Annotated in this window: 16 protein-coding genes; 12 read left to right on the plus strand and 4 right to left on the minus strand. The window is 61.4% G+C overall.

What is annotated here, in order from left to right:
- Positions 1-162: 162 nt before the first annotated feature.
- The 3 genes from gyrB to EP30_RS06975 all read left to right on the plus strand — a co-directional run bounded on the left by gyrB (position 163) and on the right by EP30_RS06975 (position 5,968).
- Complete coding sequence (gyrB, locus tag EP30_RS06965) at positions 163-2,238, plus strand: DNA topoisomerase (ATP-hydrolyzing) subunit B (RefSeq protein ID WP_308810407.1); 2,076 nt, start codon at positions 163-165, stop codon at positions 2,236-2,238.
- A 276-nt stretch (positions 2,239-2,514) separates the two neighbouring features.
- Positions 2,515-5,172 (plus strand): DNA gyrase subunit A, encoded by a 2,658-nt coding sequence (gene gyrA, locus EP30_RS06970; protein WP_140557273.1) that lies wholly within the window; start codon positions 2,515-2,517, stop codon positions 5,170-5,172.
- 220 nt (positions 5,173-5,392) lie between these two features.
- Positions 5,393-5,968 (plus strand): DUF3566 domain-containing protein, encoded by a 576-nt coding sequence (locus EP30_RS06975; RefSeq protein WP_140557275.1) that lies wholly within the window; start codon positions 5,393-5,395, stop codon positions 5,966-5,968.
- A 200-nt stretch (positions 5,969-6,168) separates the two neighbouring features.
- Here the strand turns inward: EP30_RS06975 and EP30_RS06980 are convergent, their stop codons facing one another.
- Together EP30_RS06980 and zwf are read right to left on the minus strand one after the other, a co-directional pair.
- Positions 6,169-7,083 (minus strand): glucose-6-phosphate dehydrogenase assembly protein OpcA, encoded by a 915-nt coding sequence (locus tag EP30_RS06980; protein ID WP_094664736.1) that lies wholly within the window; start codon positions 7,081-7,083, stop codon positions 6,169-6,171.
- A 58-nt stretch (positions 7,084-7,141) separates the two neighbouring features.
- Positions 7,142-8,668, minus strand: coding sequence for a glucose-6-phosphate dehydrogenase (gene zwf / locus EP30_RS06985; RefSeq protein WP_140557277.1), 1,527 nt, complete (start codon positions 8,666-8,668; stop codon positions 7,142-7,144).
- Between the two features lie 686 nt (positions 8,669-9,354).
- Here zwf and EP30_RS06990 point away from each other — a divergent pair.
- The 7 genes from EP30_RS06990 (at position 9,355) to EP30_RS07020 (ending at position 18,183) form a co-directional block, all read left to right on the plus strand.
- On the plus strand, positions 9,355-10,572 hold the full coding sequence (locus tag EP30_RS06990; protein ID WP_181160833.1) for an Ldh family oxidoreductase: 1,218 nt from the start codon (positions 9,355-9,357) through the stop codon (positions 10,570-10,572).
- A 197-nt stretch (positions 10,573-10,769) separates the two neighbouring features.
- Positions 10,770-11,429 (plus strand): GntR family transcriptional regulator, encoded by a 660-nt coding sequence (locus tag EP30_RS06995; protein ID WP_181160834.1) that lies wholly within the window; start codon positions 10,770-10,772, stop codon positions 11,427-11,429.
- A gap of 105 nt (positions 11,430-11,534) precedes the next feature.
- Positions 11,535-12,164: a TetR/AcrR family transcriptional regulator gene (locus EP30_RS07000; protein ID WP_140557283.1), complete on the plus strand. Its 630-nt coding sequence runs from the start codon at positions 11,535-11,537 to the stop codon at positions 12,162-12,164.
- 443 nt (positions 12,165-12,607) lie between these two features.
- The gene (locus tag EP30_RS07005) at positions 12,608-13,942 is read left to right on the plus strand and encodes an MFS transporter (protein WP_258185409.1); all 1,335 of its coding nucleotides are present in this window, start codon (positions 12,608-12,610) and stop codon (positions 13,940-13,942) included.
- 362 nt (positions 13,943-14,304) lie between these two features.
- On the plus strand, positions 14,305-15,531 hold the full coding sequence (locus EP30_RS07010) for a glycoside hydrolase family 5 protein (RefSeq protein ID WP_258185410.1): 1,227 nt from the start codon (positions 14,305-14,307) through the stop codon (positions 15,529-15,531).
- Positions 15,532-15,627: 96 nt separating this feature from the next.
- Positions 15,628-17,274, plus strand: a complete 1,647-nt coding sequence (locus EP30_RS07015) for a glycoside hydrolase family 43 protein (protein ID WP_140557285.1) — start codon at positions 15,628-15,630, stop codon at positions 17,272-17,274.
- A 201-nt stretch (positions 17,275-17,475) separates the two neighbouring features.
- Complete coding sequence (locus EP30_RS07020; protein WP_140557287.1) at positions 17,476-18,183, plus strand: LysE family translocator; 708 nt, start codon at positions 17,476-17,478, stop codon at positions 18,181-18,183.
- Between the two features lie 38 nt (positions 18,184-18,221).
- Here EP30_RS07020 and cdd read toward each other — a convergent pair whose 3' ends face one another.
- Together cdd and EP30_RS07030 are read right to left on the minus strand one after the other, a co-directional pair.
- The gene (cdd, locus tag EP30_RS07025; protein ID WP_140557289.1) at positions 18,222-18,671 is read right to left on the minus strand and encodes a cytidine deaminase; all 450 of its coding nucleotides are present in this window, start codon (positions 18,669-18,671) and stop codon (positions 18,222-18,224) included.
- Between the two features lie 212 nt (positions 18,672-18,883).
- Complete coding sequence (locus EP30_RS07030) at positions 18,884-19,510, minus strand: TetR/AcrR family transcriptional regulator (RefSeq protein WP_258185412.1); 627 nt, start codon at positions 19,508-19,510, stop codon at positions 18,884-18,886.
- A gap of 387 nt (positions 19,511-19,897) precedes the next feature.
- Between EP30_RS07030 and EP30_RS07035 the strand changes: the two genes are divergently transcribed.
- A complete protein-coding gene (locus tag EP30_RS07035; protein WP_140557291.1) occupies positions 19,898-22,144 on the plus strand; it encodes an exo-alpha-(1->6)-L-arabinopyranosidase in 2,247 nt (748 codons plus the stop codon).
- A 379-nt stretch (positions 22,145-22,523) separates the two neighbouring features.
- Positions 22,524-24,839, plus strand: a complete 2,316-nt coding sequence (locus EP30_RS07040; protein ID WP_375137743.1) for a glycoside hydrolase family 3 N-terminal domain-containing protein — start codon at positions 22,524-22,526, stop codon at positions 24,837-24,839.
- Positions 24,840-24,945 lie beyond the last annotated feature (106 nt).

A 24,945-nucleotide genomic window follows, 5' to 3' on the forward strand; every position in this document is an offset into this window, starting at 1 on the left:
TTTGGGCATGGTGCCCTTAGGGGAAGCCTCAAAACCTGTGGAAAACGTGAGAATGGGCCCTTGTGCGTCAGGGCTAGTTGGAAAGGACAGTTGGTGGCAGACCAGACCCAGGATTCGCCCGAAGAAACCAACGACGGCGTCCAGTCGGACGCTGCGCAGAACATTGACAATCCCGCCGGCGATGCTGCGGACGAGATCAGCGAAGCCGATATCAAGAACGGACAGCTCGACGATTCGCTTGCGCCCCAGCACTACGACGCCAGCGACCTCAAGGTGCTCGAAGGCCTTGAAGCAGTACGCATCCGTCCCGGTATGTACATCGGCTCCACCGGACCGCGAGGACTGCATCATCTTGTGTACGAGATCGTCGACAACTCCGTCGACGAGGCGCTCGCCGGCTACGCCACGCATATCGAAGTGAGCATTCTGCCGGACAACGGCATCCGCGTGGTCGACGACGGCCGAGGTATCCCGGTCGACATCGTTCCCGGCGAAGGCATCTCCGGCGTCGAAACGGTGATGACCAAGCTGCACGCCGGCGGCAAGTTCGGCGGTGGCGGATACGCGGTCTCCGGCGGTCTGCACGGCGTGGGCATCTCCGTCGTCAACGCACTGTCCACCCGCGTGGACGTGGAAGTGCGCCGACAGGGCTTCCACTGGGCTCAGACGTACATCGACCAGAAGCCGCAGGGACGACTCAAGCAGGGCGCTCCCATGGGCCCCGACGAGCACACCGGCACGTCCGTGACGTTCTGGGCGGATCCGGCGATCTTCGAAACGACCGAATACGACTTCGAGACGCTGCGTTCCCGCTTCCAGCAGATGGCCTTCCTCAACAAGGGTCTGAAGATCTCACTCACCGATCTGCGCACCGTGGACCAGGCCGGCGACGAAGTGACCGGCGAGGACTCCGACACCCCGGCCGAGGAACGTCACCAGAGCGTGACCTACCAGTATGTCAACGGCATCAAGGACTACGTGGAGTACATGGTCAAGTCGAAGAAGGCCACGCCCGTGGTCGACGACGTGATCGACTTCGCCGCGGAGGACCTGAAACTCGGCATCTCCGCCGAAATCGCCATGCAGTGGACGAGCGCCTACTCCGAATCCGTGCACACCTTCGCGAACACCATCTCCACCACCGAAGGCGGCACCCACGAGGAAGGCTTCCGCGCCGCGCTCACCACGCTGGTGAATCGCTACGCCCGCGAGAAGAACATCCTCAAGGACAAGGACGAGAACCTGTCCGGCGACGACGTGCGTGAAGGACTGACCGCCGTGGTGTCCGTGAAGCTCACCACCCCGCAGTTCGAAGGCCAGACCAAGACCAAGCTCGGCAACTCCGAGGCCAAGGCGTTCGTGCAGCGTGTGATGACCGACAAGCTCGGCGACTGGTTCGATGCCAATCCCGCCGGCGCCAAGATGATCATCCAGAAGGGCATCGAGGCGTCCCGCGCCCGAATCGCCGCCAAGAAGGCCCGCGAATCCACGCGACGCAAGTCCATCTTCGAAACCGCCGGTATGCCGGACAAGCTCAAGGACTGCCAGTCGAACAACCCGGAGGAATGCGAGCTGTTCATCGTCGAGGGTGATTCCGCAGGCGGTTCCGCCATTCAGGGGCGCAACCCGGAGACGCAGGCCATCCTGCCGCTGCGAGGCAAGATCCTCAACACCGAGCGTGCGTCGATCGACCGCATCATGAAGTCCGACACCATCGAATCGCTGATCACCGCGGTGGGTGGCGGCTACGGCGAGGACTTCGACCTGAGCAAGGTGCGCTACCACAAGGTCATCATCATGGCCGATGCCGATGTCGACGGCGCGCACATCGCCACGCTGAACCTGACGCTGTTCTTCCGCTACATGCGCCCGATGATCACCGCTGGATACGTGTACGTGGCCATGCCGCCGCTCTACCGACTCAAGTGGACGCGCGGCGATCACGACTACGTGTACACCGACGCCGAGCGTGACGCCAAGCTCGCCGCAGGCAAGGCCGCGGGACGCCAGCTGCCCAAGGGCGAAGGCATCCAGCGCTACAAGGGTCTGGGCGAGATGACGTATCAGGAGCTGTGGGAGACGACCATGGACCCCGAGCACCGCATCCTCAAGCAGATCCACATCGAAGACGCGGCCGCCGCCGACGAGACATTCTCCATGCTCATGGGCGACGACGTGGAACCGCGCCGCCTGTTCATCCAGCGCAATGCAAAGGACGTTCGTTTCATCGACGCGTGAGCGGAGATGAATAGACAGCGCTGCATCGACGCGTGAGCGGAGATGAACAGACAGCGCTGCATCGACGCGTGACGGGCGTCGATAAAACGAACGTAGACGCCGGAAGAAGCTGAATGTCCAGTGGACATTCAGCCTGGCGTCCCGAGCACTTCCCACGAAGCGCTCAGCAAGACCAAGCTCCTGAACGACTGCGGGATTCCGGGCATGAGTCACGCCCTCTACTCCACAGTCACCACATCCCCCATCACAGGGAGCCAATAACAAAAGGAACCATCATTGGCAGACGAAACCAATAGCAACGGCAACGAGCCTGAGCAGAACGACGAGCGCGCGGAGCACTCGCTCGAACCCACCAGCCCGCAGGCCGGCGAGAAGCTGGAGCTCGACGAAAACCGCATCCAGCACACCGACATCCAGCAGGAGATGCGTCAGTCGTACCTCGACTACGCCATCTCCGTGATCGTAGAACGTGCACTGCCGGACGTGCGCGACGGCATGAAGCCCGTGCATCGTCGTATCGTGTACGCGATGTATGACGGCGGTTACCGTCCCGATCGTGGCTACTCCAAGTGCGCGCGACCCGTCGCCGACGTCATGGGTAACTACCACCCGCACGGCGACGCCGCTATCTACGATTCACTCGTGCGCATGGCACAGCCGTGGTCCATGCGATACACCCTCGTCGACGGACAGGGAAACTTCGGTTCGGCCGGTGACGATCCGCCCGCTGCAATGCGTTATACGGAGTGCCGCATGATGCCGCTCGCCATGGAGATGGTGCGCGACATCGACAAGGACACCGTGGACTTCGTCCCCAACTACGACGGTCGTACGCAGGAGCCGACCGTGCTGCCCGCACGATTCCCGAACCTGCTCGCCAACGGATCGTCCGGCATCGCCGTCGGTATGGCCACCAACATCCCGCCGCACAACATGCGCGAGCTGGGCGAGGCCGTGCACTGGACGCTCGATCATCCCGAAGCCACCCGCGAGGAGCTGCTCAACGCGCTCATCGGCATCATCAAGGGACCGGACTTCCCCACCGGCGCCACGATCCTCGGCCATAAGGGCATCGAGCAGGCGTACCGCACCGGCCGTGGTCTGATCACCATGCGTGCCGTGGTGAACACCGAGGAGATCAAGGGCCGCATGTGCCTGGTGGTCACCGAGCTGCCGTATCAGGTGAACCCGGATCGTCTGGCCGCGTCCATCCGCGAAGGTGTGCGCGATGGCAAGATCCAGGGCATCGCCGACATGCGCGACGAGACGTCCGGCCGTACCGGTCAGCGACTCGTGCTCGTGCTCAAGCGCGACGCCGTGCCGAAGGTCGTGCTCAACAACCTGTACAAGCACTCGCAGCTGCAGCAGACGTTCGGTGCGAACATGCTCGCGCTGGTCGACGGCGTGCCGCGTACGCTCTCGCTCGACGCGTTCATCCGCCACTGGGTGAGCCACCAGCTCGAAGTGATCGAACGCCGTACCCGCTATCTCAAGCGTGAGGCCGAGGAGCGCGATCACATCCTGCAGGGTCTGCTCAAGGCGCTCGACGCGATCGAGGAGGTCATCCGACTCATCCGTTCCAGCCAGGGACGTGAGGATGCCCGTCCGAAGTTGATGGAGTTCCTCGACATCGATCAGGTGCAGGCCGACGCGATCCTGTCCATGCAGCTGATCCGACTGGCCAACATGGAGGCGCAGAAGATCATCGACGAGCATGAGGAACTCATGCGCAAGATCGCCGATTACAACGACATTCTCGCCAAGCCGGAACGTCAGCGTCAGATCGTGGGCGACGAGCTCGACGAGATCGTCGACAAGTACGGTGACGAACGTCGTACCAAGATCCTCCCGTTCAGCGGCGAGGTGAACATGGAAGACCTGATCGCCGAGGAGAACGTGGTCGTCACGGTCACGCACTCCGGCTACATCAAGCGCACCAAGGCCGACGAATACCGCGCCCAGCATCGCGGCGGCAAGGGCATCAAGGGTGCCAAGCTGCGCGAGAACGACGTGGTGGACCACTTCTTCCTCACCAGCACGCACAACTGGCTGCTGTTCTTCACGAACGCCGGCCGCGTGTACCGTATCAAGGGCTATGAGGTGCCGGAGGGCTCGCGCGACTCCAAGGGATCGCACGTGGCCAACCTGCTGCAGCTTGCACCCGACGAGAAGATCCAGCAGGTACTGTCCATCCCGAACTACGAGGTGGCCGACTACCTGGTGCTTGCCACGCGCAGCGGCAAGGTGAAGAAGACCCGTCTGGCGGACTACGATTCGCCACGTCAGGGCGGTCTGATCGCCATCCGTCTGATGGAAAGCGAGAACGAGGACGGCACGACCGAAACCGACGAACTCGTGGGCGCCAACCTGTGCAATGCGACCGACGACATCATCCTCGTCTCCCGCAAGGGCATGAGCCTCAAGTTCAAGGCCGACGACGAGCAGCTGCGACCCATGGGTCGCCAGACCGCCGGCGTGCAGGGCATGAAATTCCGTGACGGCGACAGTCTGCTCGCCATGGACGTGGTGTCCGGCGACACCGACAAGGACCTGCTCGTGGTGACCGACGAGGGCTTCGCCAAGCGCACCGCGATCAGTGAATACCGTCTGCAGGGTCGTAATGGCTTCGGCGTGAAGGCCATGCAGCTGGCCGAGGGCCGCGGTTCGCTCGTGGGCGCGGTTGTGGTCGCCGAGGACGATCAGATCATGGCCATCATGAAGTCCGGCAAGGTGATCCGTTCCGATGTGGCCGAGGTGAAGCGCACCGGACGCAATACGCAGGGCGTGACCCTCGCCAAGCCCGACAAGGGCGACGAGATCATCTCCATCGCGCGCAACGAGGAGAAGGACGAGGACGAGACGGAGGGTGCTGAGACTGCGGTGCCGCAGTCTCAGCCCGAGTCTCAGCCTGAGCAGTCTCAGCCCGAGGGCTGATCGACGAATTCCGTGGGCTTCCTCCGCATGATGGTCATCTGCCGGAGAAAGCCCACGATTTCGTTGCGACAACCATCACCGTGATAAAACCGCAATAAAACATGAGCGTCCCGGATTCCACGTCCCAAAAGGCTGGTAACCTCGGGGCAGCAGACAGCATCGATACAGCATCGATCAAGCGTTGTGACGGTGCGATTCCTGAATTGTTGAAGGAGATTCAATGAGCGACGAACAGTCAGTGCCGCAGGAGAACGCGGCCGAGGCTCAGCCGGTGCAGCCGGGGCATCGTACGTCCCGTTCCGCGGCATCCTCCCCCAAGCCGCTGATCAGCGAGGAGCAGGCAGTCGAGCATGAGGGCGTCGTCGAACCCGCTCCCGCGGCATTCAAGCCTGCGAGCCGTCCGGCCAAGTCCGAGCGCAAGTCCAGCGTTCCCCGCGCCCGTCGCATGAAGCTGTCCCTCACCAAGGTCGATCCGTGGTCGGTCACCAAGGTGTCGTTCCTGCTGTCCATCGCCGGCGCCCTGATCCAGGTGATCGCCGTCGCGCTGATCTGGCTGCTGCTCAACTCCATCGGTCTGTTCGACAACATCACGCAGATCGTTTCCACCACCGGTCTTGACAGCGGTGGTCTCGACATCGCCAGCTTTTTCGGCATCGGCAAGGTGCTGAGCGCTGTGACGATCTTCTCGATCTTCGAAATCGTATTGGTCACCGTACTCGCCACCATCGGCGCGTTCCTGTACAACGTGGTGAGTTCGCTCGTCGGCGGCGTGCATCTCACGCTTGGTGACGACTGATCGACGACGGTACGTCACGACTGACGACAACGACAAGAAGGGCTCTTCCAATAGGAAGAGCCCTTCTTCGTATCCGTAGATCCATATCATTCGCGAGTGGTTTGTACGTACGTCATTAGTGTGATCACACAAAATCTCTCGCGTTAGTGTGATCACACTAACGCGAGAGATCACACGTGATAGATCAGTAGATCAGTAGATCAGTAGTGATCGACCATGCGCCAGCCCTTGGTGATGACCTCGGCGTACTCCTCGTCGGGATCAAGTCGACGCAATTCCTCACTCAGGCATTCGACCATCGAACGACGCGGCAGGGAGATGCGCTGTTCGGCCTGTCCCGGCTGGCTGATGATCGCCGTGGTCTTCTCACCGCGCTCAAGGCTGGTGATGCCATCCTCACGATGGAAGTACACACCCATCAGCGTGTCCTCCTCCGTGCGCTCGATGCGGGTCGGCGCCTGCAACGCCACAGCCAGCCAGGACGCCAGAAGGTCCACACACAGGCGATTACCGCCGCGGACCACCACCGACTCGACGGGCAGATACGGCGGCTGATCGAGCATGGAGGCCAGCACGCCGCGCCACACGGTCAGGCTGGTCCACGACATATCGGTATCGCGCGGCGACCAGTTGGCACGCAGCGCGGTAAACAGCGCCTCCGGATTCGGCGACTCCATCGCGTCGGTGACACGGCTCGTGGCCATGCGGCCGATCGGGTCCTCGGCCAGATTCTCCGGTGCCTTGGACGGCCACCATGCCACGATCGGCGAATCGGGGACCAGCAGCGGAATCACCAAAGTGTCAAGATGACGGGTCAGGCCGTTCGTCGGACGCAGTACGATCACCTCGCCCGCACCGGCGTCGGCACCGAATCGCACCTGCGCGTCAAGACGGGACTCGGTGATCTCCGGATGCGCGACCAGTGCGATCACGCGGCACGGATGCTCACGGCTGGCGGTGTTGGCGGTCTCTACGACCTCTTCCAGATGCTCCTCGTCGGTGGAGATCAGCAGGGTGAGCACACGGCTCTGCGCGGACTCGCCGCGTTCCTTGTGCAGCTGATCGATACGACGCGAGATCTCGGCCGTGGTGCTGTTCGGCAGTTCAACGATCATTGTTCGCTCATCGTTTCGTTCTCATGCGCCTGTTTGGTCGGTTTCGCGGTTCCGCTGATCACGGCAGTCGCCAGGCGCGACCGTCGGCGGCGAGCATCTCGTCGGCTTCCGCAGGACCCCACGTGCCGGCACGGTACTGCTGCGGCTGACCGAGCGTGGCCCAGTACTCTTCGATCGGGTCGAGGATCTGCCAGCTGAGATCCACTTCCTTGGTGGTCGGGAACAGCGGCGGATCACCAAGCAGCACGTCCAGGATCAGACGTTCGTAGGCCTCCGGCGACGACTCGGTGAAGGAGCTGCCGTAGCTGAAGTCCATGTTCACGTCGCGCACCTCCATGGCGGTGCCCGGCACCTTGGCGCCGAAGCGCAGCGTCACGCCCTCGTCGGGTTGCACGCGAATCACCACGGCGTTCGAGCCGAGCTCACGCGTGGCGGTGGTTTCGAACGGCAGGTGCGGCGCGCGCTTGAACATCACGGCGATCTCGGACACGCGCTTGCCCAGACGCTTGCCGGTACGCAGATAGAACGGCACACCGGCCCAACGGCGGGTGTCGACGTCCAGACGAACGGCCGCATACGTTTCGGTGGTGGACTTTGGGTCCACGCCACGCTCTTCGAGATAGCCGACGACCTTTTCGGAGCCCTGCCAGCCGCCCGAGTACTGGCCTCGCGCGGTGTGATGGCTCAGGTCCTTTGGCAGGCGCACGGCGGAAAGCACCTTGGTCTTCTCGGCGGCCAGATCGGCGGCGGAGAACGAGACCGGCTCTTCCATGGCGGTGAGTGCGAACAGCTGCAGCAGATGGTTCTGGATCACGTCACGCGCAATGCCGATGCCGTCGAAGTAGCCGGCACGCGAACCGATGCCGAAGTCCTCGGCCATGGTGATCTGCACGTGGTCGACGTAGTTCGCGTTCCACACCGGCTCGAACATCATGTTCGCGAAACGCAGGGCGAGCAGGTTCTGCACGGTCTCCTTGCCGAGGTAGTGATCGATGCGGAACACGGAATTCGGATCGAACACTTCGGACACCACGCGGTCGAGCTCCTGGGCACTGGCCAGATCATGGCCGAACGGCTTCTCGATGACCACACGACGCCACGCACCCTCGGGCGACTTGGCCAGACCGGATGCGGCGAGCTGACGGGAGACCACCGGGAACGCGCTCGGCGGCACGGACATGTAGAAGGCGTGATTGCCGCGGGTGCCACGGTCGCGGTCGAGGTCGGACACGGTGTTGGACAGGCGGGTGAACGCATCGGAATCGTCGAACGCGCCGGAGACGAAGCGCAGACCGGACGCCAGCTGCGCGAAGGTGGCCTCGTTGAACGGCGTACGGCAACGGGCGCGTACGCACTCCTCCACATACTTGGCGAAATGCTCGTCGGTCCAGTCGCGGCGACCGAAGCCGATCAGTGCGAATCCTGCGGGCAGCAGACCGCGGTTGGTCAGATCATAGACCGCGGGCAGCAGCTTCTTCTTGGCGAGATCGCCGGTCACGCCGAAGATGACCAACGAGCACGGGCCTGCGATGCGTGGCAGTCGCAGGTCATGCGGGTTGCGCAATGGGTTGGTGAAGTCTGGCATGACTCTCCTCCTTGAAAGCGAACGGTCGTCATCTGTCGTGACGGTTGCTCACGCGTGCGCGGCGTTATTCCGACATTGACGTGGTTTCTGTCTACCAGAATCCCATCTGAGTGCACAGTCCGTTGCCCGAGTTTGGTATTGGGCAGGACCGTGCTGGACGGCGTGTTCGCTGGCCGGTTGTTTCGGTGTTCAGTTGTTTGTGCGTGTTCGGTTGTGCTGGCGCACATGCTCATGGAATGCGGGCGGGCGAATCATCGCATGCATAACGGTGGTGCATGGCTGTACCTGTGCCTTGCAGCATTCCCCCGATGCGCCGATGATTCGGCATCCCTAATTGCATAAAGATACTACGAATGTAATCGGCGAGGGGGAAAACGTCCACGGTCCGTAGCCCAGTATCGCCATGGGCGATATGGTGCTACGGACCATTGCGTGTGGTGTTGCGTGTGGCATGGATTGTTGTGTAGTCGACTGGTGTGTGAGTGGGCGGATGGGTCGGCGAAGGGCATGCAACTGATGGAAACGGAATATCGGTGACAGGTGCTGTGCGCGTAATGTGTTATCCAACCGATATATCGGTTGGATATGGAAATGGTGACGATACGACGACGCCGTCGGTCGTGAACCGCTGTCCTTTTCTACCCAATATCGGTCATGATGATCAGCGTTGTCGAAGGAGAACGATCATGAGTGCCGAAAGCATCACGAACACCGATCCACAACCGGCCGTTGCGACGGATCCGCCGACGGTGCCACCCACGTGCGCGATGAACGTGACAGTGCAGTCGAACATCAACGACGGGCCGGCCGAAGCCGCCGGCGATCGGCATCGATACGACGCGGCCGCACTGCGCGAACTGACCAGTAGAATCGTGCAAGGCTACGGTCTGGACGCTCATGACGGTGACGTCGTTGCTGACGTGCTGTCCTTCGCTGACACTCACGGCATCGACTCACATGGCCTGCAGCGGTTCCAGCTTTACGATGCCCAGATGGGCGACAAAATCGACCCGGACGCGCACTCCGAAGTCGTGGTGGACACCCCGGTGAGCACGATCATCGACGGCCATCGACGCATGGGACAGCTCAACGGCCGTCAAGCCATGGATATGACCATCGCCAAGGCAAGGAAAACGGGCATGGCCATCGCCGCAGTACGGCACTCCTGTCATTATGGCGCGGCCGGATACTATGCCAATCTGGCCGCTGAACAAGGGTTGATCGGCTTTTCGGTGACCAACACTGAACCCGCCGTCTACCCGCTGTACTCCAACGACGTATGGCTGGGCACAAACCCCATCGCATGCGCGATCCCCTCCGAGCCGCACCCGTTCTTCTTCGACGCCAGTACGTCCGTGGTGGCCTACGGCAAGGTGGAGCTCTACTCCAAGCAGCGCAAGGACACTCCGGCCGCATGGGTCGTCGACCCGGACAATCAGCCGATCTACGATTCCACCGATGCGCTCGGTCGGCTTATGCGATACAACAACGAGGCCGGACTGCTTGCCACCGGCGGTAACAGCGAATACACGGGTGGGCACAAAGGCTACGGGTTCTCCGTGCTCGTCGAATTCTTCTCCGGCATTGTCTCGCAGGGGGCAACCACCGATCGTACGGCGATTGGCACCCCCGTGGAAGGCATCAGTCATGGATTCATGGCGATCGACCCGCACATCTTCGGCGACGTCGATACGATTCTGCGCAACTTCGCCGAATATCTGGACGAGATTCGGCATCTGCACGCGGTGCCGGGCAAGCGCATCTATGTGCACGGCGACAAGGAGGCCGAGGCGTATGCGGATCGCATGGCGCATGGTGTGCCGCTGTACCGCAAGACCGTGATGGAACTGCGCGGCATCTGCGACCGGCTGGGCATCTCGTACGCCGGCGTGCTGGATCGCTGACGGAGTTGCTGAGATCCGTATTCGCTAGTGTGATCACACTAAGGATGTTAGGTGTGGGGCCGGTTTGGTTAGTGTGATCACACTAAGGATGTATGCGGCATGGTCTGGGCGGAACGGCGAACATAGCGGGGACGGACTCGTATGCCTCGTATACACTGAGAGGCTGGAAATCACGGCGGACAGGCGGGACAGAAACCATGGCGGAAAGCAAGCGCGACCGGGCATACAACTATCTGCGTGAACAGATCGTGCTCTGCCATATCAAACCCGGTGAGGCGTTGGATGAGAAACGCGTCGCAGCCGAGCTCGGCTTCAGTCGCATGCCGGTGCGCGACGCGGTCAACAAGCTCGCCGAGGAACATCTGGTGAGCATCTTCCCCTCGCGCGGCGTGATCGTCAACCAGATATCACTCGCTGACTTCCAAGACATGCTCGACATTCGTCTGCTCATCGAACCATATCTGTTGCATCTGGCGATGCCTCGCGTGGATCGTGTCGATCTTGAGGAATTCCGTGCGGCGATGATGGCCCGCATCGGTGATCCGAATGCGGAGACCGACTCATTCGGGCATGATTTCGACTACACGTTTCACATGTACTTCGCGCATAAGGCCGGCAGCCGGTACCTGATCTCGCTAATGGGCACGCTCATGACGCAGAGTCAGCGCATCCGATTCTTCTCGGTTGTGGAGCCCGAACGTATCATCGCCTCATATCGAGAACATGTGGCGATCATCGACGCCGTGCTCGGCGGCGACGAGGAGGCCGCGGCTGCGGCGATTCGGGATCATCTGAACAATACGCGCGAAGGATATCTGCGCATCTCTCGCGCGCGGGAGGGCTTTTTCCGAGCGTAGGGTGCGTGGTCCGTTTTCGCGGCCAGTCCCTTCGGCCGGCATGTTCGGTCTGTGGTGGTGTGGAACGTCAACGGAGGTAAAGGCGCGTGCGGTAATCTGGTGCGCATGGTTGAGGCGAGGAAAAAGAAGATCCGCAAGGCTTCCGAGGAGCGCAAGGCGGAGATCGAACAGGCGGCGCTCAAGCTCATCAGCGAACGGGGATATAACGGCATTTCGCTGAAGGACGTCGCTGACGAAGTGGGGATCAGCCAGCCGGGGCTGCTGCATTACATCGGCAATAAGGAGGGGCTGCTGTCCCTGTTGATCACCGACGTGTACGACACGTCTGGCACTCCGGATGAGTTTCTGAAATCCGGTTTGCCGGGCAGTGACCCCGAGGCTCCGCATTTCCCTGCCTATCTGCGGTATCTGGTGCGTCACAACGCGGCGCGACGGACCATGGCACAGCTGTTCATGGTACTGGGGTCCGAGGCGCTCAATGAGCAGCATCCATTGCATGACTACTACATGAACCATGAATCCAACGTATGGGGGACGTATTCCGCGTATCCGTGGAAGCTCCCGCCGGAGGTGGGCGGATGGGAGAACATGCGGCAGACCGTACGCATGGTGCTGGAGGCGATGGATGGCGTCCAGTTGCGCTGGTTGCGTGAGCCGCCGATCGACTATTACGACGAGTGGCTTGCGTTCGAGCGCATACTGTTCCCGTCCCCGGTGTGGGATGCGTATCGGTGATATTCCGACTGGCGGCGACTTGACGAACGTTTCTTGACGAACGCTGAAGTGACGATGGCCCGGATCGTTGATGATCCGGGCCATCGTCGTATTGTGTGCCATACGATTCCATCTGGTGAGTTTTTATTGAATATCTAATAGATATTAATATGGCGATGTTGGTTGTTTGAGTGCGGTGATCAAAAACGCTCATAATGCAACGATTTATGTACGTTTGTACATATCATCTTTAATTTGTTTTCTGGATTGACGAACGTTGTCGGCGTGTCGTACTGTATGGTTATCTAACAGGTGGTCGATAACGAATGATGTGCATCGACCATCACTCGGGCGAACAGCCGGACGGACGGTGAAGTTCGGAACGAATCGCTCCGCCATATGCGCGTCATCTACGCGCTGAGCATGTCGAAGAAGACTGAAGCAAAGGTAGTCAAGGAAGGTTCATGACAATGGCCGCTACTGCAACACTGTCCAAAGAGGAACGGCTCGCCGCGCATAACGCCGCGATCGCCGCCGCTGGCAAGGATCCCTCGCTCTCCCCCGAAACCGGCAAACCGGTCGCCAAATCCACGCTGTTCCGCTTTGGTGCGGGCTTCCTGATCTTCGGCATCCTGTGGATGAGCGGTCTCGGCATTGTTTCCGCCGTGCTGCTGCCCGAGCATTACAAGGCCATCGAAGGCGCCAACCCCGAGGCGCTCGTCGGCATCGTCAACTCGTTCACTGCCGTCGCATCGCTGGTCTCCAACCTGATGTTCGGCAACTTCTCCGACCGCTCCCGTTCCCGCTTCGGTCGCCGTACCCCGTGGATCGTGTTCGGCGCCCTGCTCGGCGGCGTGACGCTGTTCCTCACCGGCACCACGCATAACGCCGTGTTGCTCACCATCTTCTACTGCGCCTGCATGTTCGGCCTCAACTGCATGATCGCCCCGCTGGTCGCCATCCTCTCCGATCGCGTGCCCTCCGGCGTGCGTGGCACCATGAGCGCGTTCTACGGTGCCGGTTCCACCATCGGTGCACCCATCGGCACCATGATCGGCGCTCTGTTCATCACCAACCTGATCCCCGGCTTCGCTGTCGCCGGCGTGCTCATGTTCCTCGGCGGTGTGGTCGCTGTGATCATCATGCCGCGCGAACAGTCCGCCGACTACCTGCCCAAGGAGGAGGGCTCCGTCAAGGACGTGCTCATGAGCTTCCGCCCGCCGAAGTTCTCCACCGCTCATGACTTCTACAAGGCGTTCGCCGGCCGTTTCTGCATGCTCGTCAGCTACCAGATGATCAGCGTGTACCAGCTGTACATCATCCAGAACTACATCGGTCAGAGCGTGCAGCAGTCCGCCGTCACCATCTCCGTCGTCTCCTCGATCATCATGGTCGTCTCGCTCGTCGGTTCGTTCATCTCCGGCCCGGTGTCCGATCTCATCGGCCGTCGTAAGGTGCCCGTCATCGTCGCATCCGTGCTGTTCGCCATCGGCATCGCCATGCCGTGGATCTTCCCCTCCTCGATGGGCATGTACCTGTTCGCCGGCATCGCTGGTCTTGGCTACGCCGTCTACTCCGCGGTCGACCAGGCGCTGCTCGTCGACGTGCTGCCGAACAAGGAGGAGGCCGGCAAGGATCTCGGCATCCTCAATCTGGCCACCACGCTCGGCCAGATGTGCGGCCCGATCATCATGAGCGCCATCGTGGTCAACCTCGGCTACACGTTCGCGTTCCCCGTGTCGATCGCGCTGGCCATCATCGGCTGCTTCTTCATCCAGATCATCAAGGGCGTCAAGTGATCGATTCGATGATTGCCCATAGGTGGTGTCGGCTGCCGTAGCTTATGGCCCCGCCGTAATGGCGGGGCCGTTCTTGTCTGTGACGAGTCGTGAGACGGTGATGTTGCCGGAGTCTGTTGCGAGGATGATGCCCCGTTGGTTTTCGGTGGTATCGCGATAGGTGATCGCAGTCGTCGTTGAGGTGAAAGTAATTAATTTTTTGATTTGACAAATAAAAACGAATGGCACATACTATTGTTATCTAACAACAAGTAGATAACGTTGATGGCGGCTGAAACGATGACATCACCGCGGCCGTCCCCGTCGATGATGACACCCCGTCTACGCAGTCTGAACCTCGCAAGACTCACACGAATGGAGCAATGATGACCCTGACCGCAACCGATTCCACACAATCCCCCGCCTCCGCCCTTCCCTACATCAAGGGCGTCAACCTCGGCAACTGGCTGGTGCTGGAAAAGTGGATGAACCCCGCCCTGTTCGACGGCACCACAGCCGACGACGAGTACTATCTGCCCACCCAGCTCTCTTCCGACGTATACGAGGCGCGCATCCGCACGCATCGCGCCGAATACATCACCGAACGCGATTTCGCCACCATCCGGTCGTGGGGCCTCAACTCCGTGCGCATTCCCGTGCCGTACTTCATCTTCGGTGATCGGCCGCCGTTCATCGGCTGCATCGACGAACTCGACAAGGCGTTCAACTGGGCCGACAAATACGGACTGACTATCCTCATCGACCTGCACACCGCGCCGATGAGTCAGAACGGATTCGACAACGGCGGCATCAGCGGCGTGTGCAAGTGGGCGCAGCTGCCCGACGAAGTGGAATTCGTACTCACCGTGCTCGAACGACTCGCCCAGCGCTACGGTACGCGCGAATCGTTGATGGGCATCGAGATCATCAACGAGCCGAACACCACCACCTCATGGTCGATGATGGATGTGACCGAACGATATCCCGCCGTGGACGCCGAACTGGCCACCGGCACCGGTCCCATCGCTTTCGATTGGCTCAAGGACTTCTACGTGACCGCCTACCATCGTCTGCGCGCCCACCTTCCCGAAGACAAGGCCGTGGTCTTCCACGACGGATTCGACATCTGGCAGTGGAAGGACTTCATGCGTGACGGCAACGAATTCAAGAACGTGATCCTCGACACCCATCAGTACCTGATGACCGCCGAAATGATGGGATGCCCGCAAACCGCGGAAGGCTACGACAACTTTGTACGCAACACCTACGCGCCGATGATCGAGGAAATGAGCGCATACTTCCCCGTGATCGTCGGCGAATGGTGCCTGTTCAATTCGGTCGGCTGCGGCGTGGACACGCACGGCGGACAGTCGGTACTCAACGGCGAGGAAGGCGCGGCCGTGGAAAGCCTCACCCCGCAGGAGAAGCGCGACCTGTATCAGGGCGTAGCCGCATCCCAGCTGGAGGCGTGGAGCAAGGGCTCCGGCTACTACTACTGGAACTACAAACTGTTCACCGACACCGTGAACACCCCCGGATGGATCGGCTGGGACGCATGGGACCTGGGCCGATGCGTGGCGCAGGACTGGTTCCCCGTCGACCATCGCTGAACGTCGCGCCGCACTGTCGAAACCATTGAACCATCGAACAGACGATCAACCACCGCACTGTCGAATATCATCCAATCTAAGGAGCGCTAGGCAACGATGCTGCACAATCCCATCCTCCCCGGATTCAATCCGGACCCCGCCATCTGCCGCAAGGGCGATGACTACTACATCGCCGTATCCACCTTCGAATGGATGCCAGGCATCCCCATCTACCATTCGCGCGACATGAAGCACTGGGAGCTGCTCACCCACGTGCTCACCGACGACACCAACCCGAACCTCACTAAACTGCCCAGCGCCAAGGGCATCTGGGCCCCCTGCCTCACCTACGACGAGCAGGCCGGTCTGTTCACCGTGGTCTACGGTGTGATGAACTCGATGAACGCGCGCTACTTCGACGTGGAGAACTACCTCATCACCGCGCCCTCGATCGAAGGGCCGTGGAGCGAACCGGTGTACCTCACGTCGTCCGGCTTCGACGCGTCCATCCTGCACGATGACGACGGGCGCAAATACATCGTCTCGCTGGAATGGGAGACCCGCGAAGGCTACGAAAAGCCGGGCGTGATCTGTCTGGTCGAATACGATCCCGAAGCCAAGCATGTGATCGGCTATCCGAAACGTATCTGGCGTGGAGCCACCGACCGTGGATGCATCGAAGCGCCGCATCTGACCAAGCGCAACGGATGGTACTACCTCATGTGCGCGGAAGGCGGTACCGGATACAATCACGCGGTGACCATGGGGCGCTCCCGCAACGTGTGGGGGCCGTACGAGCCGGATCCCAACGGTCCGCTCGTCACCTCACAGCCGGTCGAATCCAACGAACGCGCCGACGACGATCATCTCAAGCCCCGCTATTTCAACCCTGATTCGGTGCTGCAGAAGTCCGGTCACGGTTCCTACGTGGATCTGCCGAACGGCGAAACGTATCTGGTTCACCTGACGAGTCGTCCGTTCGTGCCGGAGCTGCGGTGCACGCTCGGCCGTGAAACCGCCATCCAGAAGATGACGTGGACCGACGACGGATGGCTGCGCATGGCCGACGGCTCGAATCTGGCCAAACTCGACGTGGAAGAGCCGAATCTGCCCGACGTGCCGGTGCGTGAAACCCCATCGTTTGATGATTTTGATGATGCGGAACTTGGCAATTGGTACTACGCGCCACGCATCATGCCCGGATCGTTCGCTACCGTGGGCGAACGCCCCGGATGGGTGCGACTGCGCGGTCAGGAGTCACTCGCCTCGCTCAATCGGGTGAGCCTGCTCGCACGCAAGCTCACCAGCGTGCACGCCGCCGTCACCACGAAGATGGACTTCGCGCCGGAGGTGTATCAGCATCACGCCGGACTCGTGCTCTACTACGACAACATGAACAACATCTTCTTGAGCAAGTACTGGTCCGAAACGCTCGGTGGTCCCGCGATCTCCCTGACCCGGCTCGAAAACGGTGAGAAGACCGAAATGGTGGATACCCGAACCGCCGTGGACGATCGTCCGCTTTACCTGCGGGTGACCGTGGACGGGCGACGGACGTGGTTCGCGTGGAGTTACGACGGTGACGACTGGCAGCGCATCGGACCGGACTTCGACACCACCACGTTCTCCGACGAATACTGCAAGTACGGCGAATTCACGGGAACCATGGTCGGCATCGCCTGCACCGACGCCGCGCTGCACGAGCGCACCGCCGACTTCGACTTCTTCGACTATCAGGCGGACGAAAGCCTGCCCGTGGCGTGAGTGTGCGATAGGTCGACCGCGCACTCAACGCTTGGAAGACCGAAGAGTGCGCGGAACGCCGTTCTGCTGTGAGATTTCCCGAAACGGTATGATGCCAAGGGTATGCGCGCGTGATCGCGCATCGATGGCGACAGACTTCGTCGCGCACTCTATGAATCGATATTCCAAGAGTGCGCGATCATAAGGGATTCGGAGACGACAATGACCTACATGCAGGCGCTGATCGGGTTCGCTCTGGTGGCGGGATCCATGGCCTTGGTGCCGGGACTTGACATGATGATGGTGCTACATGAGACGATCAACACCACGCGCGCCCGTGGCATCGCCGCGGTGTGGGGCATCTCCTGCGGTGTGCTGGTATGGGCCGTCGCCGCTGCGGTCGGTCTGGCCGCGCTCATCAACGCGTTCCCCATGGCTTATGACGCGATCCGTGTACTCGGCGGCCTGTACCTGTTCTATCTGGCGTTCAGCATGGCCCGGAAGAAGACCGATACTGGGGAGAAGAACGGTGCCGTTCAATCGGCGACAGGTGAATCTGCCGGCGCTGACGCCGGTGTCGCCGGGGTGTCAGCGGCCATGCGTACCTCGAATTTTCGGGAATGCGCGCAGTCATTCTGGCGTGGTTTCCTCACCGACTTCTTCAACCCCAAGATCGGTGTGTTCTACATCGCCATCATTCCGCAGTTCTTGGTGCCCGGCGTGGGCAATCTTGAGATGGGCATCTCACTCGGCATGGTGCATTTCGTGGAAAGCGTGATCGTGCTCACCACCGTGGCGTATGCGGCATCGTTCTTCGCCAGCCGACTGCGCAATGAGCGTTCGCAGCGCATACTCGGACTGGTGTCCGGCGCGATCATGGCCATACTCGGCGGCGTGACGATCGCCGATGTGGTGAAAAGCCGGCTGTAGTCCGGGAGATCAGCGGCTATCAGCCGGCTTCGGACGACTCACTTGCCGCCGAACGCGCCCTTGAACGGATCGTCGGTGTCGAACACTGGCTTCTCGGTCAGCGGGTACAGCTCGTCAAGCGTGTACGTCTTGTATTCGGTGGGGCTGATGGCCAGAATGATCTGGAAATCGCGCTCGCAGAACTCGCACAGGAACTCGCGGCACATGCCGCACGGCGAACAGAACGCGGTGATCGGACCCTTGGCGCTGCCGACGACCACGATGCGCGTGAACTCGTGATGTCCCTCCGACACGGCCTTGGCGCATGCCGTACGTTCCGCGCAGATGGTGGGCGCGAAGCCCATGTTCTCGATGTTGCAGCCCGTGTACACCGTGCCGTCGGCGGCCTCGAGCGCCGCGCCGACCTGGAAGTGCGAGTACGGGGAATATGACAGTTCGCGGGCCTCGATGGCCTTGATGATCAGATCCTCGGTGGAAATCGTGCTCATGCTGTGCTCCTTTGCGTTGCCTGATTGCATGTCTCGGTTGTCATGTCTCGGTTGTCATGCCTCAGTGCGATTGATTCCTCTCCCTGCCCATTGTATGAGTCTGTATGCGGCGACGATTGCCGTGAAACGCTATGCAGGGAGAAAGTGAACGGTCGTGCAACGGAGATTGCCGGTTATGATGAACGGACGTCAGGCGGCAAAAATCAGCGGAATCAGCGATACCCTTCCCACAGCGGCAGCGGGAACAGGACGTCTTCGCAATGCGACCACATGGCGGCGAAATCCTGACCGGGAGTGCGCAGCCAGCGCAACTGCACGCCATCCATCATGCTGAACCCGGCGAGCAGCACATCGGCCGCATCCACGCCATCCGGCACGGCCCAGTCGATCCTCATCGCCTGTTCCACACCGTTGCGCTCGCGGGCGGCGAAGTAGTCATGGGCTGGATGATTCGGGTCAAGTGCCTCGGCGCTCAGCGTGGAGAACATATGTACCAGCTTCGGGCGCTTGATGTTGATGGCAACGTTCTCGCGGAACATGGCGGCGATCGACGGCTTTTCGGCGTGCTCGAGCGAGGCGAGCAGTTCGTTGGTCTCCTTGTCGTACATCTCGGTGAGCACGAGTTCGAGCAGACCTTCCTTGCTGCCCACATAGTGCAGTACGCCGGCCTTGGTGAGTCCGACTTCGGTGGCGATCTTCTGGATGGAGGTGCCGTAGTAGCCGAGTGTGCCGAAGTATTCGATGGTTGCGGCGAGGATCTTCTCCCGGCGGTCCGGTTCTCGGTTGGTGGTACGGGTGCGCGTGCTGCCGGTGGTCTCCATCGCGGTCGCTGCAGTCATGGGTGTTTGTCCTTTCCTTGGCCGCGTCCCCGTTCCTCTCGATCCTCTCTCATGATCGTTTGGCATTCGTCTGACCGTTGCGGTGTCTTGACGGGACCGGCTCTTTGCGTCACTGCCTATCCATCATAATCCGTACCGTTCGGTTGGTAGGCCGGTGGAATGAAATATGCGGATGGTATTCGCGCTGACGGGATCTGCGCATCGACGGCTGGCGTGTCAGTTAGCGTGTCGTAACTTATGACGTGATATATTGATTTTACCAACCGGTTGGTTTGTGATTTCGTTGTCGAGATCGGAATCAACAGGGTCCACGTTTACGGCAACCGCAACCAAACCCAACGCCGACGGCGGCATTGAGGCCGACGTCGTATCAGGAAACGAGGCACGATGAGCGAAAACACCTACCCCAACGTCAACGATCTGACCCTCGAGGAGAAGGCGAGCCTGACTTCGGGCGGCGACGCATGGCATCTGCAGGGTGTGGAGCACAAGGGCATCCCGGGATACATGATCACCGACGGTCCCCACGGACTGCGCAAGGCCAACGCCGTCAGCACCGGTGAGACCGATCTCAACGACTCCGTGCCCGCCACCTGCTTCCCGCCGGCGGCCGGCCTGTCGAGCGCATGGAATCCGGATCTGGCGTTCCAAGTGGGCGAGGCCATGGGCGAGGAATGCATTCAGGAGAAGGTGGCCGTCATCCTCGGCCCCGGCGTGAACATCAAGCGCAACCCGCTGGGCGGCCGCTGCTTCGAGTACTGGTCCGAGGATCCGTTCCTGGCCGGCCATGAAGCCGCAGGCCTGGTCAAGGGTGTGCAGTCCAAGGGCGTGGGCACCTCGCTCAAGCATTTCGCCGTGAACAATCAGGAGACCGATCGTCTGCGTGTGGATGCCCGTGTCTCCCAGCGCGCGCTGCGTGAGATCTACTTCCCGGCCTTCGAGCACATCGTCAAGGACGCTCAGCCGTGGACCATCATGTGCTCCTACAACAAGATCAACGGCGTGCACTCCTCCCAGAACCGCTGGCTGCTCACTGACGTGCTGCGCGACGAATGGGGATTCAAGGGCATTGTGATGTCCGACTGGGGTGCCGCGCATGATCGCGTGGCCTCCCTGAACGCCGGTCTGAATCTGGAGATGCCGCCGAGCTACACCGACGATCAGATCGTGTACGCCGCACGCGACGGCCGTATCCAGCCCGAACAGCTCGACCGTATGGCCCAGGGCATGATCGATCTGGTGAACAAGTCCCGTGCCGCCATGAGTATCGAGGGCTACCGCTTCGACGTGGACGCCCATGATGACATCGCGCGTCAGGCCGCCGTGGAATCCATCGTGATGCTGAAGAACGATGACGCCGTGCTGCCTGTGGCCGCGGACGCCAAGGTCGCCGTGATCGGCGAGTTCGCGCGCTCCCCGCGCTACCAGGGCGGCGGCTCCTCGCACATCATGCCCACCAAGATGACCGGCTTCCTCGACACCCTCGAGGAGCGCGGCATTGACGCCGCCTTTGCGCCGGGCTTCACCTTCGCCGACGAGCCGCAGGATCCGGCGTTGACCGCCGAGGCCGTGGACGCCGCCAAGGGTGCCGACGTGGTGCTGCTGTTCCTCGGTCTGCCCGAGGCCGCCGAGTCCGAGGGCTTCGACCGTGAGTCGCTCGACATCCCCGCCAAGCAGATCGATCTGCTCAAGGAGGTCGCCGCCGCCAACGCGAACGTCGTGGTGGTGCTGTCCAACGGTTCCGTCGTCTCCGTGGCGCCGTGGCGCGATCACGCCAAGGGCATCCTCGAGACCTGGCTGCTCGGCCAATGCGGCGGCCCGGCCATGGCCGATGTGATCTTCGGCGTGCAGAGCCCGTCCGGTAAGCTGTCCCAGACCATTCCGATGGACATTCTCGACGATCCGTCCATGCTCAACTGGCCGGGTGAGGAAGGTCATGTCGACTATGGTGAGGGCGTGTTCGTCGGTTACCGCTACTACGACACCTACGGCAAGGAAGTGGCCTACCCGTTCGGCTATGGCCTGAGCTACGCGAGCTTCGAGATCGCCGATGTGACCGTGGCCAAGACCGGCGCGAACACCGCGTCCGTCACCGCCACTGTGACCAATACGTCCGATGTGGACGGCGCTGAAGTCGTGCAGGTGTACGTGGCTCCGGGCAAAGCCGATGTCGCCCGTCCGAAGCACGAGCTCAAGGGTTTCGTCAAGGTGTTCCTCAAGGCCGGCGAGTCGAAGACCGTGACCGTTGATCTCGACGATCGTGCATTCGCCTACTGGTCCGAGAAGTTCAACGACTGGCATGTGGAGTCCGGCGAGTACATGGTCGAGGTGGGCGTGAGCTCCCGCGACATCGTGGCCACCGGCGTGGTCGACCTCGACGGCGATGGCAAGTCGCTGCCGCTTGACGAGTGGTCCACCTTCGGTGAGTGGAAGGCCGATCCGATCGGTGGGCCGATCGTGGCCGAAATGTACGTCAAGGGTGAGTCCGGCGAGCTGCCCGCGCTGCCGAAGAACGACATGATGGACATGTTCCTCAACTCCATGCCGATCAACAGCCTGACCACGCTGCTCGGTGAGACCGGCAAGAAGTCCACGGCGTTCCTACTGGACGAGTACGCCAAGGCGACCGCCTGATCGGTCGGCGTCTGATTCCTGGCTGATCGTCGGCGTTGAGTCGTTGGCGTCCGAGTGCCGACGGTCGTCAACGTCGACATCTGATTCTTGATTGGCCTATCGGTTATGTTCCGCGGCGCTTCTTCTTCCCGGAGAAGCGCCGCTTCTTTTTGGCTGATTATGGCGTGATTATGGTGTGTCATGCGTGGCGCTGATATATACTTTTACTTACCGAATGGTTGTTAGATAAACTGAATGCCTGCCGTACACAACACAGTCGTACCCAACACAGTCGATCGTTCGGAAGAATTTCACACTTCGACGAGGAAGGACACGCATGACCGCCAACGAAACCACTCACACCGATACGCCGAACATCGTACCGGAAGACACCTCCGCCATGCCGTTCCGCGATCCGTCGTTGAGCGTGGACGAACGCATCGCCGACCTGCTGGGCCGCATGACGCTTAAGGAAAAGATCGGCCAGATGATGCAGCTCGACGCCCGTGGCGATCTTGACGATGAGATCCTGCGCGTGAACGTCGGCTCTATCCTGCACACCAGCCCTGAGAACCTGTATCGTGCGGCCGATCTCGTCAAGCAGACGCGACTGCAGATCCCGCTGATCATCGGCGAGGATCTGATTCACGGCTACTCGTTCTATCCCGGAGCCACCATCTTTCCCGAACAGCTCGGCATGGCCGTCTCGTGGAATCCGGAACTCGTGGAGAAGGCCGCGCGTGTGACCGCGGAGGAAGGTGCGTCTACCGGCGTGCACTGGACCTTCTCACCCGTGCTGTGCATCGCGCGCGACACCCGCTGGGGACGTGTGGGCGAGACGTTCGGTGAGGACCCGCATCTGATCGGCGAAATGGCCTCGGCCATGGTCCGCGGCTATCAGAAGGGTCCGGCCACGTCCGGCAGCCTCGATAAGGACGCCATCCTGGCCACCGCCAAGCATTTCGCCGGCTATTCCGAAACGCAGGGTGGTCGTGACGCATCCGAGGCGGATCTTTCGCACCGCAAGCTGGCATCCTGGTTCCTGCCGCCGTTCGAGCGTGTGGCGAAGGAGGGCTGCGGCACGTTCATGCTCGGTTACGAGTCGATCGAGGGCACGCCCGTCACGTTCAACAAGTGGCTGCTGTCCGACGTGCTGCGCGGCGAATGGGGCTACAAGGGCACGCTGATCACCGACTGGGACAACGTGGGTCGCTCCGTGTGGGAGCAGAAGGTACAGCCCGACTTCGCGCACGCCGCCGCGGCCGCCGTGAAGGCCGGCAACGATCTGGTCATGACCACGCCGCAGTTCTACGAGGGCGCCTATGAGGCAATCCAGAACGGCATGCTCACCGAGGAGGAACTCGATTCCGCCGTGGCACGCATTCTGGCGCTCAAGTTCCATCTGGGGCTGTTCGAGGACCCGCGTCTGCCGGACGCCGAGCGTATCAAGGCCGTCATCGGTTCGGAGGCGCACGGCGAAGCCAATCTGGAACTGGCCCGTCAGTCGGTCGCGCTGCTGCGCAACGATGGCGCACTGCCGTTCGACGTGACCGCCGACGGAACCGGAAAGACCATCGCGGTGGTCGGCCCGCTCGCCGACGACGCGCAGAATCAGCTCGGCGACTGGGCCGGCAGCTCCGGTCAGGTGACCTGGATGCCCGACGGACATCCGCGCGAGACCATCACCACCGTCAAGGATGCCTTCGAATCGCTGGTGCCGGATGATTGGACGGTCACGTATTCCCGCGGCGCGAATGTGGTCGACCTTGTCACCGATCCTGCCGGTGAACTCTACCCCGACGGACAGCCCCGTCCGAAGATCGGCGTTTCCGCAGCCGTTGATCAGCAGCTGCTCGACGAAGCCGTGGCCAACGCGCGCAAGGCCGATCTGATCGTGGCAGTAGTCGGCGACGTGGTACAGCTGATCGGTGAGACCTGCTCCACCGCCACGCTTGATCTGCTCGGCGGACAGAACGCGCTGCTCGATGCGCTCGCCGATGTTTCACGTGAAACAGGCAAGCCGCTGGTCGTGGTGCTCATGAGTTCCAAGCCGCAGATTCTGCCGGCCAGCATCGTGGGTGAGAACGGCGTCTTCGCCAAGCGCGTGAACGATCCGGAGGCCGGTGCCGGCTCGATCCTGTGGGCGCCGAGCCCGGGCATGAAGGGTGGCCAGGCGATTGCCGAGATCATCCTCGGCATCACCGATCCGAGCGGCCGTCTGCCGATCACATTCCCGCGTCACGCCGGACAGCTGCCCGTGTACTACAACCAGATCCGCGGCCAGCACGGCGATCGCTACGCCGATCTGACGCAGGACCCGGCGTTCGCGTTCGGCGAGGGCCTGAGCTACACCACGTTTGACTACGGCGACGTCGTGATCGAGAACGGTGATACCCCGTTCGGTGCGGACGATATGATTCACGCCCATGTCGACGTGACGAATACCGGCGACCATGCCGGCGTGGAGGTCGTGCAGGCCTACGTGAGTGACGTGGTCACATCCGTCAGCTGGACCGATCGCGAACTCAAGGCGTTCCGCCGCGTGGAACTCGAGCCGGGCGAAACCAAGACCGTGGAATTCGAGATCCCCGTCGCCGACTGCTCGATCGTTGGCTCCGACGCCCGACGCTTCGTCGAACCCGGCGAATTCGAACTGCTGATCGGCCACTCCAGTCGTCGTGACGACCTCAACAGCGCCACCTTCGAAGTCCGCTGACGCTGGCTGCCGCTGACGGTCGGCATTCGGCGTTTCACGGCGAGATAGCGATGGCAGCATCAATGCGTTCTTGTGCCGTTCTCTCGGATCGGTGTGAGAACGCATT

Source organism: Bifidobacterium sp. UTCIF-39 (assembly GCF_006408715.1).
GTDB classification, from domain to species: Bacteria; Actinomycetota; Actinomycetes; order Actinomycetales; family Bifidobacteriaceae; genus Galliscardovia; species Galliscardovia tissieri.

Coding starts and splice junctions, on each gene's coding strand:
- EP30_RS06975 (WP_140557275.1), top strand. CDS start 5,393: ATGAGCGACGAACAGTCAGTGCCGCAGGAGAACGCGGCCGAGGCTCAG.
- cdd (WP_140557289.1), bottom strand. CDS start 18,671: ATGAGCACGATTTCCACCGAGGATCTGATCATCAAGGCCATCGAGGCC.
- EP30_RS06995 (WP_181160834.1), top strand. CDS start 10,770: ATGGCGGAAAGCAAGCGCGACCGGGCATACAACTATCTGCGTGAACAG.
- EP30_RS07020 (WP_140557287.1), top strand. CDS start 17,476: ATGACCTACATGCAGGCGCTGATCGGGTTCGCTCTGGTGGCGGGATCC.
- EP30_RS07010 (WP_258185410.1), top strand. CDS start 14,305: ATGATGACCCTGACCGCAACCGATTCCACACAATCCCCCGCCTCCGCC.
- EP30_RS06980 (WP_094664736.1), bottom strand. CDS start 7,083: ATGATCGTTGAACTGCCGAACAGCACCACGGCCGAGATCTCGCGTCGT.
- EP30_RS06990 (WP_181160833.1), top strand. CDS start 9,355: ATGAGTGCCGAAAGCATCACGAACACCGATCCACAACCGGCCGTTGCG.
- EP30_RS07000 (WP_140557283.1), top strand. CDS start 11,535: ATGGTTGAGGCGAGGAAAAAGAAGATCCGCAAGGCTTCCGAGGAGCGC.
- zwf (WP_140557277.1), bottom strand. CDS start 8,668: ATGCCAGACTTCACCAACCCATTGCGCAACCCGCATGACCTGCGACTG.
- EP30_RS07015 (WP_140557285.1), top strand. CDS start 15,628: ATGCTGCACAATCCCATCCTCCCCGGATTCAATCCGGACCCCGCCATC.
- EP30_RS07005 (WP_258185409.1), top strand. CDS start 12,608: ATGACAATGGCCGCTACTGCAACACTGTCCAAAGAGGAACGGCTCGCC.
- EP30_RS07030 (WP_258185412.1), bottom strand. CDS start 19,510: ATGACTGCAGCGACCGCGATGGAGACCACCGGCAGCACGCGCACCCGT.
- EP30_RS07040 (WP_375137743.1), top strand. CDS start 22,524: ATGCCGTTCCGCGATCCGTCGTTGAGCGTGGACGAACGCATCGCCGAC.
- EP30_RS07035 (WP_140557291.1), top strand. CDS start 19,898: ATGAGCGAAAACACCTACCCCAACGTCAACGATCTGACCCTCGAGGAG.